General features: G+C 62.7%; 14 protein-coding genes. 5 read left to right on the top strand and 9 right to left on the bottom strand.

Annotated features, from left to right (window positions below; genetic code table 11):
* Position 1 precedes the first annotated feature (1 nt).
* Entirely contained in the window at positions 2–652 is a 651-nt protein-coding gene (locus FHS89_RS07745; RefSeq protein ID WP_184010273.1) for a hypothetical protein, read from the top strand.
* On the opposite strand, the gene FHS89_RS07740 is transcribed toward FHS89_RS07745, so the two are convergent.
* Both FHS89_RS07740 and FHS89_RS07735 read right to left on the bottom strand, forming a co-directional pair.
* On the bottom strand, positions 649–1287 hold the full coding sequence (locus FHS89_RS07740) for an SOS response-associated peptidase (RefSeq protein WP_184010270.1): 639 nt from the start codon (positions 1285–1287) through the stop codon (positions 649–651). The two genes, FHS89_RS07745 and FHS89_RS07740, sit on opposite strands and share 4 nt — an antisense overlap.
* Positions 1287–1724: an acyl-CoA thioesterase gene (locus FHS89_RS07735; protein WP_184010268.1), complete on the bottom strand. Its 438-nt coding sequence runs from the start codon at positions 1722–1724 to the stop codon at positions 1287–1289. Before FHS89_RS07735 ends, FHS89_RS07740 begins: the two co-directional genes overlap by 1 nt.
* 45 nt (positions 1725–1769) lie before the next feature.
* Between FHS89_RS07735 and FHS89_RS07730 the strand changes: the two genes are divergently transcribed.
* Complete coding sequence (locus FHS89_RS07730; protein WP_184010265.1) at positions 1770–2495, top strand: HAD family hydrolase; 726 nt, start codon at positions 1770–1772, stop codon at positions 2493–2495.
* 113 nt (positions 2496–2608) lie between these two features.
* Positions 2609–4159 (top strand): trimethylamine methyltransferase family protein, encoded by a 1551-nt coding sequence (locus FHS89_RS07725; RefSeq protein WP_184010262.1) that lies wholly within the window; start codon positions 2609–2611, stop codon positions 4157–4159.
* On the opposite strand, the gene FHS89_RS07720 is transcribed toward FHS89_RS07725, so the two are convergent.
* The 6 genes from FHS89_RS07720 to FHS89_RS07695 all read right to left on the bottom strand — a co-directional run bounded on the left by FHS89_RS07720 (position 4160) and on the right by FHS89_RS07695 (position 9155).
* A complete protein-coding gene (locus FHS89_RS07720; protein ID WP_184010259.1) occupies positions 4160–5371 on the bottom strand; it encodes a patatin-like phospholipase family protein in 1212 nt (403 codons plus the stop codon).
* A 1-nt stretch (position 5372) separates the two neighbouring features.
* Positions 5373–5852, bottom strand: a complete 480-nt coding sequence (locus FHS89_RS07715; RefSeq protein WP_184010256.1) for a hypothetical protein — start codon at positions 5850–5852, stop codon at positions 5373–5375.
* 68 nt (positions 5853–5920) lie between these two features.
* The gene (locus tag FHS89_RS07710) at positions 5921–7153 is read right to left on the bottom strand and encodes a mandelate racemase/muconate lactonizing enzyme family protein (RefSeq protein ID WP_184010253.1); all 1233 of its coding nucleotides are present in this window, start codon (positions 7151–7153) and stop codon (positions 5921–5923) included.
* Between the two features lie 118 nt (positions 7154–7271).
* Entirely contained in the window at positions 7272–8228 is a 957-nt protein-coding gene (locus FHS89_RS07705; RefSeq protein ID WP_184010252.1) for a YHYH protein, read from the bottom strand.
* Positions 8229–8243: 15 nt separating this feature from the next.
* Complete coding sequence (locus tag FHS89_RS07700) at positions 8244–8618, bottom strand: hypothetical protein (protein ID WP_184010249.1); 375 nt, start codon at positions 8616–8618, stop codon at positions 8244–8246.
* A gap of 78 nt (positions 8619–8696) precedes the next feature.
* Positions 8697–9155, bottom strand: coding sequence for an Lrp/AsnC family transcriptional regulator (locus FHS89_RS07695; RefSeq protein ID WP_184010246.1), 459 nt, complete (start codon positions 9153–9155; stop codon positions 8697–8699).
* 114 nt (positions 9156–9269) lie between these two features.
* On the opposite strand from FHS89_RS07695, the gene phhA reads away from it, so the two are divergent.
* Together phhA and FHS89_RS07685 are read left to right on the top strand one after the other, a co-directional pair.
* Entirely contained in the window at positions 9270–10136 is an 867-nt protein-coding gene (phhA, locus tag FHS89_RS07690; protein ID WP_184010242.1) for a phenylalanine 4-monooxygenase, read from the top strand.
* Positions 10137–10203: 67 nt separating this feature from the next.
* Positions 10204–10905 (top strand): SPOR domain-containing protein, encoded by a 702-nt coding sequence (locus FHS89_RS07685; RefSeq protein WP_184010239.1) that lies wholly within the window; start codon positions 10204–10206, stop codon positions 10903–10905.
* A gap of 59 nt (positions 10906–10964) precedes the next feature.
* Here the strand turns inward: FHS89_RS07685 and FHS89_RS07680 are convergent, their stop codons facing one another.
* Positions 10965–12395, bottom strand: a complete 1431-nt coding sequence (locus FHS89_RS07680) for a Glu/Leu/Phe/Val family dehydrogenase (protein WP_184010236.1) — start codon at positions 12393–12395, stop codon at positions 10965–10967.
* Between the last annotated feature and the right edge of the window lie 139 nt (positions 12396–12534).

Genomic DNA, 12534 nt, shown 5'->3' with positions numbered 1-12534 from the left:
AATGCTGAATGACCAAATCCGCCCTCAGTTGGAAACGCTGAGCCTTGAGCCGGGCAAACCGCTTTTGGTGGTCGATGCGGATGAGGTGCTGGTGTATTTTCTGCGGGATTTTAGGCATTATGTGGGCGCGCAAGGCTGGGATTTGCGGCTGACGGAATACAGCCTTGAGGCCGCGCTGCATCACCGCAGCCAAGGCCATGTCGGGGATCGCGCCACCGCACTTGCCCTGATCGACGCCTATTTTCAGGAGCGCACCGCCGGGATGGAGGCGATCACCGGGGCCGCTCGCGCGCTGTCCCACCTTTCCGATCAGGCCCAGATCGTGGTGCTGACGAACCTCCCCCATCACGCCAAATCCATGCGTGAGCAGAACCTGCGCGCCCATGGCATCCCCTACCCCGTCCTGACCAATCACGGGGGCAAAGGGCCAGTGTTGCATCATCTGGCGGAGCGTGTCGGCGCGCCAGTAGCCTTTGTCGATGACAGCCCGTCACAGGTGCGCAGCGCGCGAAAACACGCGCCGACGGTCGCCACCCATCACTTTGTCGGCTGTGATGAGGCGCGCGCCGTGATCCCCGCCCCCGAAGACACCCCCTATCTGGCGGAGACATGGGAGGCGCTGGTGCCCCATCTGGAAGTCGCCTTGTCCTAAAGCAGCCGCGGCTTGGCGTCAGGCGGGCCGCGATCTGGGGTGACCTGCCAGAAATCATCCGGCGCCGCGGCCATCAGGCGCGCGGCCCCGTGCCCTTCCTCCCCCAGCCACAGGCCATACCCGTCAGCAGGGATCACCACGGGCATTCGCGCGTGAATATGCGACAATGGCGCGGGTGCTGCGCAGGTGACGATGGCGACGGTGTCCATCTCGCGGCCCTCTTTGGAGCGGCCCGGCTGCCAGATGCCCGCAAATCCGAACAGAGCCTCGCCTGCGGGTGCCAAATGATGCACCCGTTTGCCATGGGGCACGGATTGCCATTCGTAAAATCCATTGGCCGGGATCAGGCATCGCCGCGCCCGGCACGCCGCACGAAAAGCGGGCTTCTCCGCGATGGTTTCGGAGCGCGCGTTAATCAAAAGCGGCCCATCATCCCAATGCGCGTACCAGTCCGGCATAAACCCCCAGCGCATCGGAGCCAGCACCCGCGCATCCTCCCCGGATCGGACGACCGCGATGGTCTGGGTCGGGCGAATATCGGGGAGGGGATCGCGGCGCGGCGGCAGCTTTTCGACCGCGTCAAAGGCGCGGGCGACCTCCGATTGCATCGTATTGAGCAGGAACCGCCCGCACATCAGCCAATCCTCAACCCTTCAAGCGCATGGCGAAACATATCTGGTATCGGCACCGGACGATGGGTTTGCGCATCGACATAAACATGGGTGAAAGCGGCCGCTGCTGCGGCCTCCTCCGCGTCCCCATCGAACAACCCGACGCCATAGGTCACGGAACTGGAGCCGAGCCGGTCCACCCGCAGCCCTGTATGCACGGGGCGGGGAAAGCGCAGCGCCGCGAAAAACTGGCATTCGGAATGCACCACAAGGCCCACCACTGGCCCATGCGGCACAGCCAACCCGCCATATTCAATGATCCATCCGTTCACTGCCGTGTCGACATATTCGAAAAAAACAGCATTATTAACATGCGCATAGACATCGTTGTCCCGCCAACGCGGTGTGATGGCGGACATATGCCGGTAGTCGGAGCGAAGTGGCCTTGGGGGCTTGGACATAATGATTATCCTGTTTCGGGCTGCCGGTTATGATGGTGCCCGACAATGAAACACTCAAGTGCTCGTCACAATCAGCGGGTTGACGCCATTCTGTTTGATAAAGACGGGACCTTGTTTCGTATCACCTCCCAATGGGAAATGTGGTTCAGCCAATTGATCGGGAAACTTGCGCGGCAGGCGGATCGCTCCATCTCGGACGCGTTGGCCTCCGAATTGCGCTATGATCCGGCGACGGACCGGTTTGCACCAGACAGCCCGGTTGCGATGGCATCGAGTGAAGACATGGCCGCCTTGCTGAGCCGGTACTTGCCGGGCACCGATGTCTGCCTCCTTCAGCGGCAGCTTGATACCGCGGCGGATGACATGCCGCTGACGCCTGCCGCGCCGCTGATCCCGTTGTTGAGCACATTGCGCCAGACGGGACTGAAAATTGGCCTGTCCACCAATGATTCCGAAGCCGCGGCGCGCGCGCATCTTGATCGGTTCAACCTGTTGGGCATGTTTGATTTTGTTGCCGGATATGACAGCGGTTTCGGGGCCAAACCCGGCAGCGGGATGCAGCGCGCCTTTGCCGAGCAGATGGCATTGGCCCCCGACCGGATCGCGATGGTGGGCGACAGCGTTTATGACCTCACGGCGGGCCGCGCCATTGGCATGGTCACAATCGGCGTGCTGTCCGGCCCCTCGACCGAGGATATCCTGTCCCCGATGGCCGATGTCGTGCTGCCCGATATCAGCCATTTGCCGCATTGGCTCTCTGACCATCCGTGACAACGACCTATCTGATCTGAAAAGCGACATCTGGTGTCGCGCAATGCACAGAATCCCCTCCCTCCTGCCCCATGCTAATGACAGCCAAGACCGAGGGGACTTCGACCGTGACCATGCAAGACCGCAAAAACCGCCGCAGCGGGGGGCGTGCCGGAAACGCGCGCCGCACTTCCGCCAGTGCCATTGAGCAACTCACATGGCGGCAGGTCATCAATCCGGATCACCCGACAGAACCCCTGGATGAGGCCGGGGTGCAGGCCGTGCACAATGCCGCGATGCGCGTGCTTGAAGAAATCGGGATCGAATTTCTCAATGACGACGCGGTCGCGCATCTCAAAGCGGCGGGCTGCATTGTTGAAGGGCAGAATGTCCGCATGGGCCGTGATTTCGTGATGGAGATGGTGGCCAAAGCCCCCGCTGAATTCACCATCACCCCCCGCAACCCGGACCGTGCAATCCGGCTCGGCGGCAAGAACATGGCCTTCGTCAATGTCTCCTCCCCGCCGAATGTGATGGATCTGGACCGGGGACGCCGGGTCGGAGATTTCGAGAGCTTCAGCGATTTGCTCAAAATGACCCAGTATTTCAACTGCATCCATGTGGCCGGCGGCTATCCGGTGGAGCCGGTGGATATTCACGCCTCCGTCCGTCACCTTGACTGCCTAGAGGCCAAGCTCACACTGACAGACAAGGTGGTGCATGCCTATTCGCTGGGTCCGGAACGGGTGGATGACGTGATGGAGATGGCCCGCATCGCGTCGGGCATGGATCACGACACGTTCTTCAGCGAACCGCGGCTCTACACCAATATCAACTCCTCCAGCCCGCTGAAACATGACTGGCCAATGCTTGACGGCTCTATGCGGTTTGTGAAGCTGGGCCAGCCGGTGGTGGTGACGCCCTTCACGCTGGCCGGGGCGATGGCGCCGGTCACGATGGTGGGCGCTGTGGTGCAATCGGTGGCCGAATGTCTGGCCGCGATCGCGCTCTTTCAATGGCTCAACCCCGGCACGCCCTGTGTCATGGGCACCTTCACCTCAAACGTGGACATGAAAACCGGCGCGCCCGCTTTTGGCACACCTGAATATGTGCGCGCGACCCAGATGACCGGGCAAATGGCGCGGTTCTACGGCCTTCCGCTGCGCGCCTCCAATGCCTGCGCGTCAAACGCACCGGATGGTCAGGCGGTGTGGGAATCCATGAATTCGCTCTGGGCGGCGGTGAATTCGCGCGTGAACCTTGTTTATCATGCAGCGGGTTGGCTCGAAGGCGGGTTGATCGCGTCTTACGAAAAATTCGTGATGGATTGCGAGATTCTGCAGCAATTCGAGCGCTATTTTGAAAGCGCGATCACCGCGACGACCGAAGCGGACCTCGCCGTTGATGCCATTCGTGAAGTGGGGCCGGATGGCCATTTCTTTGGCGTGCAGCACACGCAGGATCGGTATCAGGAGGCGTTTTATTCCCCGTTCCTCAGCGATTGGCGCAATTATGAAGCGTGGCAGGAGGCCGGGGCCGTCTGGACTGCGGAGCGTGCAAATAAAGTCTGGAAAGACATCCTTGCCGAATTCCAGCCCCCACCGATGGAGGACGCGATCCGTGAGGAATTGGCGAGCTTCGTTGCCCGCCGCAAATCCGAGGGCGGCGCGCCGACCGATTTCTGATCAGCCGCCAAGCCCGGCGGGCCGGGCGCGCGGCACCGGCTCTTGCGGCGTGTTGAGGGAGCGGCGCCACACATCGGTGCGCGCCCCGACCGTGCGGCCAAGCTGGAACAGCGATTGCATCGCCACCGGATCGAACAATTCCTCCGCCTCGGCCACGTAATCCGACGGGATCGAGACGAAAGCGAGATCGGCCTCCCCCCGCAGGGCAAGGTTTTCGATCCGCAGGATATTGGCCTGTGTCTGCGATTTCACGAGCGTTTGGATGGTGCGCTGGGTGATGTCGAACAGTCGGCCACGCGTGGGCGCATATTCCGGCTCGATCTTGGTGTTCATGATGATCCAGATGCGGCGCTTGGCGAACGGACCACCGCGCACGCGCTCTAGCTCTGCGAGCGTCAGATTGCGCGGCAGAACGAACACTTCTTGCGTAACCGCGCCGTCCACATGCAATTCCCCATAAAGGTCGCCATTGGAGCGCACCGCGAACTCCACCGGCGGGAACACACCGGGAATAGCGGAGGAGGCAAGGATCACGTTGCGCACCAAATCCACGGCCCCCGGCGCGCCAGAGGACGCGATCGCGCCAATGTCCCAGATCACCGGGCGCTGCGCATCAAGATTGGTGGACCCGATCAAGAGCCTGCGCCCCTTGGCATGTTCCGCCGCGATGGCTTGCAGCAACTCGGGCGTCACCGATTGCTCCATGATTTCACGCAACGGCGTCGTATCCGTCAGCGACGGGCCACCGCGCAGCGCCTGAAAGAATGTGAAATCCAACAGATCAGAGGTGCGGGTAAAGGTATAGAACCGCTCCAGATCGTCATCATATTCCGGCCCAAGAAACGCAAAAGGCGCGATGATGGCCCCGGTGGAAACCCCCGTGACCACATCGAATTCCGGGCGATTGCCCGCCTCTGTCCAGCCGCGCAGGATGCCCGCGCCAAACGCGCCATTGGCTCCGCCAGACGAAATGGCAAGCACATCAAGCGTGGTATCGCCCCGGTCTCGCCTTGCCGCGCGGGCCGACAGCGTCGTCTCCACAAGCGTATCTATTCCCGGATCAAGATCGCCCCAGAACCGGATCGCGGCCGGAAATCCCTCCAAAACGGCATTTTCATAGTCGAGTTCCGGGTCAATCTGGAGCGTCCGTCCGGGGGCCACACAGCCCGCGAGCGCCAGAACAAGAACGGTCGCGAGAACAGGCCGCCACATATCAGATGCCCTGATCCCGCTGCATCAGCATCGCCTCAATGAGATCGGCCATGCCACGCGCCTGATACCCCGGGACTGTGCCCCCAATCCCGATGCGCCGACCGGTGATCCAGAACAGGCCCGGCATGGTCCGGCGTTTCTGCTTTTCGCGCATCACCAGCACAAATCCACCGGAGGGTTTGAAGGTGAAAATACTGCGATCAATGCTCTCGATCCCGTCAAGCGGGGCGAGCATCTCCCCGGTATCAAGGTAAAGCCCATCCTCATAAAGCTGGATGCGCCGTTGGCCCGCAATGTGCATCCGCCATGCCTGCCAGTAACACACCGCCATCATCCCAACCATCAGCACCGGCCAGCCCAGCCCCGGCGGTGGGGAGGACAGCAAAACATAGAGTAGCAACAACCCCAAAAGGCTGATGGAGCCGACACCGATCCAGCGTCGGGCGGGGGTCGTCCAAATCTCGAAAATCTTTTCAGACACCGGGTGCTCCTCATTCTTCGGTTGCCCCGATGTATCGCCAAATCCGGGGTCGCGCCAGATGCAACCGGTCAGCCGTCACCGCGGCCAAAGCTGGGGCGCGCCGCGTCATAGCGGATCGGCTCTTCGGCCATCATCAGATGTAGCCCGTCGCCAGTATAGGGATGCGCGCGGGCCACGTCCTCATTGACCGACAGGCCCAGACCCGGCTCGATGGAGGGGGTGACATGCCCGTCCTCCACATAGAGGGGACGATCCACGAGATCGGCATGAAACCCCCGGCCATCCCCGATGCTTTCCGCGATCAGCGCATTCGGGATCGCCGTGGCAAGGTGGATATTGGCGGCAAACTCGATCGGCCCGGCGTAGAGGTGCGGCGCCATCTGCGCGCCGTAACTTTCAGCCAGCGCCGCGATCTTGCGCGCCTCCCAGATGCCACCGACGCGGCCCAGCGCCGGTTGCAGGATCGACGCGGCCCCCGCGCGCAGCAGTGCCGCGAACTCCACCTTGGTCGTGAGCCGCTCACCACTTGCCACCGGGATGGACGTGGCGCGCGCCACTTGGGCAAGGTCATCAGGATGCGTATCGGGCGGGCACGGCTCCTCAAACCAGAGGGGGGAGAAGGGCGCGATCCGCTCCGCCATGCGGATGGCCCCCGACGGGGTGAACTGGCCATGGGTGCCGAACAGGATGTCGGCGCGGTCCCCGACGGCCTCCCTGATCTGCGCGCAGAACGCCTCTGAACGGGAGAGATCGGCCAGACCCGGCTGATGCCCGCCATGGATCGTGTAGGGGCCAGCCGGGTCGCATTTGACCGCCGTGAACCCTTGAGATGCGAACTGATCCGCAACCTCCGCCGCGCGACTGGGGGAGGCATAGAACGCGCCCGCGTCCTCCGCCGGATCGGGATAGAGGTAGGTATAGGCCCGCACCCGAACCCGCATCCGGCCACCCAACAGCGCCCAGACCGGCTGGCCCAGCGCCTTGCCCCAGATGTCCCAACAGGCCATCTCCAGACCGGAGAACGCGCCCATGACGGTCGGATCGGGGCGTTGGCTAAACCCGGCGGAATGGACGCGGCGATACATCAACTCCACATCACGCGGGTGGGTGCGCTCCATATGCCGCTCGAACACGTCACGGATCACGGCCTCCATCGCCTTGGGGCCGACCGTGGCGGCATAGACCTCCCCCCAGCCGATGATGCCGCAGGCGGTCGTGACCTTCACGAACAGGAAATACCGCCCCCCGAAACCGGGCGGCGGATTTCCCACGGTGATCACGTCAAGATCGGCCAGCTTCATGGTCGCCCTCCCCTTTTGCGCCACTCAGCCACAGGTGCCGCGATGCGGCAAGGGTTTCCCGCGCCCGAGTGGAAACATGGGGGTCTCGGGCGCGGGGCTTGCTCCCGGCCTTAAGGGGTCAGCGGCGGGAGAAGCTGGGGTCCGCGTCACCCACAAGGCACCGCGGGATGTAGGGATAGGTGTCGGTCAGGAAATAGGCATATGTGCCGCCCGGATAATCGGCGGATGTGGTCATCATCCCATTGCATTGATCGAGCGAGCCAAGCCCGGCCACATATTCCCAATCCTGTACGAAGGTGCCGTCATAAACGCCCGTGGGCTGCGATCCGCCCGGCCGCTCCCCCGATTTCAGGGCATAAGAGGACGTAACCATGCGCACCTCCCCCTCCACCACGCCCGTCAGCGCATAGATCGGGAAGCCGTCAGCGGCATAGCCCAACAGCGGCGAATGGCTTGACTGCGTCCACCCCTCATCCTGCATCAACCCGATGGGCAGGCCGTGGTAGTGATAGGCCCCGGTCGGCTGCACATGGGCATAATTCGCATCAAGCCCCAGCGCGATGGCGCCGCCCAGCGCATCGTAATTCCAGCCAGAGGACCGATCCCCCTGCCAGACTTCTGCCGTGCCCGGCTCGAAGGGCACTCCATTGATCGCGACGCCAAAGAGACCCCGATAGGGCGTGACCCCTGCCGTCACGACAGGTGTGGCATCGACGGTAAAGCTATAGGCTTGCGCGCGAATGCTGTTGGGATTGCCCGCGTTGGGGAACTGCCCCACCTCATGCTCGGGGATGCCGTTTGAGCGGATCGTGATCTCGTCGCCCAGTTGCGTGATGGTGACCTGCGGATCGCCCGCGCCACGTGTGGCGGAGACGAGCGTTACCGCCTGTGCCTCCGTCGCCGTATGCACCCGGCTTGGCGGCCCTGCGGGGCGCTGCCCCGTGCCGCGAGGGCCGATGGGCCGCTCCATCATCGCCAGATCGCTGCCCTGCTGAGCAACGGCACCCGGACCACAGGCGGATAATGCAAGGCCAAGGGCCAGAGAGAGGGATGCATAAATGCCAGAATTCTTCATGTGAACGGCTCCTTGTCAGGTCATGAAAATGGTGACGGGTCCAGCCGCGCCACTGTCAAAAATCACCATCAGGGTGAAGAGACCCACGCCCGCGCGGGTCAGATCGGTCACCACCAGCGCATCCGCGCCGGTCAGGTGCAGCACTTGCCCCGCATCAAGCGTCAGGGAAGGTGTCGCAGCGATCGCACCAATCGGTGCGGCAAATCCCGCGATGGTCATCGGGGCGTCGCCCGTATTGCTTAGGGTGAGGTCCAGCGTGATGGCGCCATTGGCCTCCTCCGCGCGGTGGGTTGTGACCTCAAGCATGGCCCCCGCGTGCCCGTCATGGGCTACGGCCTGCCCTGTACATGCCATCCCCAAAACCCCGATCATGAACATGCGGCGGTTCATCCCTGCTCCCTATTGCGACCTATCTGGGCATGACACGGGCGCGCGGGCTGGTTCCGTCGCGTTGGGATGAAAAATATTCTATAGTGGCAGCGCCGTTTCGTGTTTCACCTCCCGCAGCGCGATCTGGGAGGCGGAATTGGCAACACCGGGATGGGCGAGGATACGCTCCATCAACAGGGTCTCGAATGCTTCCACACTGCGCGCGCGAATGATCAGCGTGTAATCAAAACCGCCCGTCACGGCGTAACAGTTGAGTATCTCCGGGCAGGCGGCGACCATCCGTTCAAACCCTTTGCGGGTTTCAAGGTCATGCGCGCGCAAATTGACCTGCACGAACACACAAACCCCCATGCCAGCCCGCGCGGGATCAAGCAGGGTCACCCGCCGCGCAATCACGCCCCGCGCCTCCAGATCCTGAATGCGCCGCCAAACGGTGGATTGGGACATCGCCACACGCTCCGCGATGTCGCGCAGCGATAGGGTCGCGTCCTTTTGCATGACGGTCAGGATCGCGCGATCTGCGTCGGTCAATTCCATTCACAATTACCTATCCTGTGGAACATATGTCCCATCTTTCTATTTAATTCCGGATCATATGAAAAGCATTCCCCTTGGTTTCCGGCACACTGATCAAAACACAGGGAGAGCATCATGACCATCGAAGGAAAAGCCCGCTTTGACGGGGTTACACATGCCGCTGATTTCACCATTGATCAGGGCTGGGCGTCTTATACCGCTGCCGAACATGACCGCTGGAACCGGCTGGCCGCTGCGGTTTGCGACCTTTTGCCGGGGCGCGCGGCACCGGCTTTTGTGGAGGCGGTGCGCACGCTTGGGCTGGATCGGGGCGGGGTGCCGGACATGGCGCGTCTGTCGGAGCTACTCCACCCGCTGACCGGCTGGACGGTGGTTCCAGTGCTGGAATTGGTGCCTGATGACGTGTTCTTCGATCATCTGGCAAACCGCCGCTTCCCGGCGGGCGCGTTCCTGCGCACCGAGGCGGAAATGGATTACCTGCAAGAGCCCGATATCTTCCATGACGTGTTCGGGCACGTCCCGCTGCTGGCCGATCCGGTTTATGCCGATTTCATGCAAGCCTACGGAAGGGCAGGCGCGCGCGCGATGAAGCTGGGGCAATTGAGCAACCTTGCCCGGCTCTATTGGTACACGGTCGAATTCGGGCTGATGCGCGGGCCAGATGGTTTGCGCATCTTTGGCGCGGGCATCCTGTCCTCCACCGGGGAAATCCGCTTTGCCCTTGAGGATGACAGCCCGAACCGCATCGCGTTTGATGTGGAGCGTGTGATGAAAACCGCCTACCGGATCGACGACTATCAAGAGACCTATTTCGTCATCGACAGTTTCGAGGATCTGATGGCGCGCTGCGCGGTGGATTTCAAGGATCACTACGCCGCTGTCCGTGGGGCGCCCGCCATCGCGCCGGGCGCAGTCCAGCCGGGTGACACGGTGCTGCATACCGGAACCGGGCGCTATTTCGGGGCGAAACGCGCCGGATAAGAACGGTTGATGCAAGACGGGGCGCGGGGGCATAGTGGCACCAATGCCACCCTATCGGAGCCGCACCATGCCCTATCTGCCCCGTCTTGCCCTTATGATCGGAGCGGTGGGCCTGATGGCCTGCGCGGGGCCCGCGCCCACCACATCCGCGCCACCGCCGCCAGAGGATGTGGTGACATGGCGCGATTCGGACGGGTGTTGGCGTGCGCTGCCCCGACCGGGGGAGGCGGTGAACCTGATCCGTGAGGTTGATCAGGCGGGCAATATCATTTGCCCCGATATCGCAGGCCCGGCCCCAGCGGCGGTCGCCAACGTGCCGGAAGCCACCCTGCCCATACCGGTGGCCGCATCCGAACCGGAAGTCATTCGCCCGGCAGAGCCATTGCCCGAACCAATTGCCGCACCGGCCCCCGCGCCGGAACAGGTCGTCGCCACAATGACGGAGGCCACGCCCGGCTCCCCCATGCCTGTCGCGCGCCCTGCGACGACGCCACCTGCGACCACTGCGCCCGCACCGGCCCCAGAACCCGGCCCATCCGGGCGGTTCGTGCAGGTCGGTGCGTTTGGAGAACCGGCCAATGTCACCCGGAACAAGCGGAATTTCGATCTGGCGGGCATTCCGACCGTGACGCGGGAGGCACGCGCGGGATCACGCGCCCTCACACTTTTGCAGCTTGGCCCATTCCCGAGTGCGGAAAGCGCGGAAACAGCGCTTGAGATCGCGCGCTCCGCCGGCTTTGCCGATGCGTTCATCGTGACCATCGACTGAATGCAAAACGGCGCGGGATCCCTCCCGCGCCGCTGTTCTTTAATCCGCGTGTAACGCCCTTACAGGCCGAGGGAGCGATAGCTGGCCGCAACGCGCCCGATGGACACAAGATAGGCCGCCATCCGCAGATCATCGACATCCGCCCGGTCATGCCACACTTCGCGCATCGCCTGAAAAGAGCTGCGCATCGTGTCGTCAAGGCCCGAGCGGACAAGCTCCAATTCCGTCGCCCCATGGAGGTATTCCTTACGGAAGAAATCCGACAAGGGGGCCACGCCCGGCGCGTCCGCCCGGATCCGGTCCAATTCGTCAACGAGCAACTGGTGGCGGGCTTCCTCCCGGCGCCGCTCCATCCGGCCAAAGCGGATATGGGTAAGGTTCTTGACCCACTCGAAATAGGATACGGTCACACCGCCTGCGTTTGCATAAAGGTCGGGAATGATCACGATGCCGCGCTTGCGCAGCACATCATCCGCACCCGCCGTGATCGGTCCGTTTGCGGCCTCGATGACCAAGGGGGCCTTGATCCGGTCCGCGTTGCCCATGTTGATCACGCCTTCCAGCGCGGCGGGCACCAGAATATCGCATTCCAGTTCAAGCGCTGCCGGGCCATTCGGATCATAGGTCGCATCGGGGAAGCCCTTGACCCCACCCGTGGTCATCAGATGGTCGCGCACGGCCTCCACATCGAGGCCCTCTTCGTTGAAGATCGCGCCGTCCCGTTCAGCGATCGCGATGATCTTGCACCCGTCCTGTTCGCTGAGGAATTTGGCCGCGTGATAGCCCACATTGCCAAGCCCCTGCACGACAACCTTCTTGCCATCCAGTTTGCCCGTCAGGTTCGCCTTGGCCACATCCGCGGGCTCCCGGAAAAACTCGCGCAGCGCGTATTGCACGCCGCGGCCCGTCGCCTCGACCCGGCCCGCGATACCGCCTGCGTTTTGCGGCTTACCCGTCACACAGGCGCGGGCGTTGATGTCGGTGGTGTTCATCCGGCGGTAGGTATCCGCGATCCACGCCATTTCCCGCTCCCCTGTGCCCATATCGGGCGCGGGCACGTTCTGAGACGGGTTGATGAGGTCACGCTTGCACAGCTCATAGGCAAAGCGGCGGGTGATCCGCTCCATCTCCTCATCGTTCCAATCGCGCGGGTTGATGCACAGCCCACCCTTGGAGCCTCCAAAGGGCGTCTCGACCAAGGCGCATTTGAAGGTCATGAGGGCCGCGAGCGCCTCGACCTCATCCTGATTGACACCCATCGAGAAACGGATGCCACCCTTCACGGGCTCCATATGTTCAGAATGCACGGAACGGTAGCCGGTGAAGGTGACGATATCGCCGCGCAGCTTCACCCCGAAGCGGACCGTGTAGGTCGAGTTACAGACCCGGATCTTCTCCGCAAGGCCGGGCGACAGGTCCATCAGGCCCATGGCCCGTGTTGACATGATTTCCACGGATTCGCGGAAAGAGGGTTCTTTGAGCGGCTTCATTCTTGGTTCTCCCCAGAGCTGCGTCATTTTGCGCGCACCCTACCCTAACGGAACTATGAGAAAAATGAATGGTCCTGATACGAGGTATCAGGGATGGCGATTGGATCAGCCGCACAAAACTGCGTGAACAACGGCTGCG

It is taken from the genome of Rubricella aquisinus (assembly GCF_014199445.1).
GTDB lineage: Bacteria > Pseudomonadota > Alphaproteobacteria > Rhodobacterales > Rhodobacteraceae > Rubricella > Rubricella aquisinus.
This window is presented reverse-complemented; position numbering and strand designations above follow the sequence as displayed.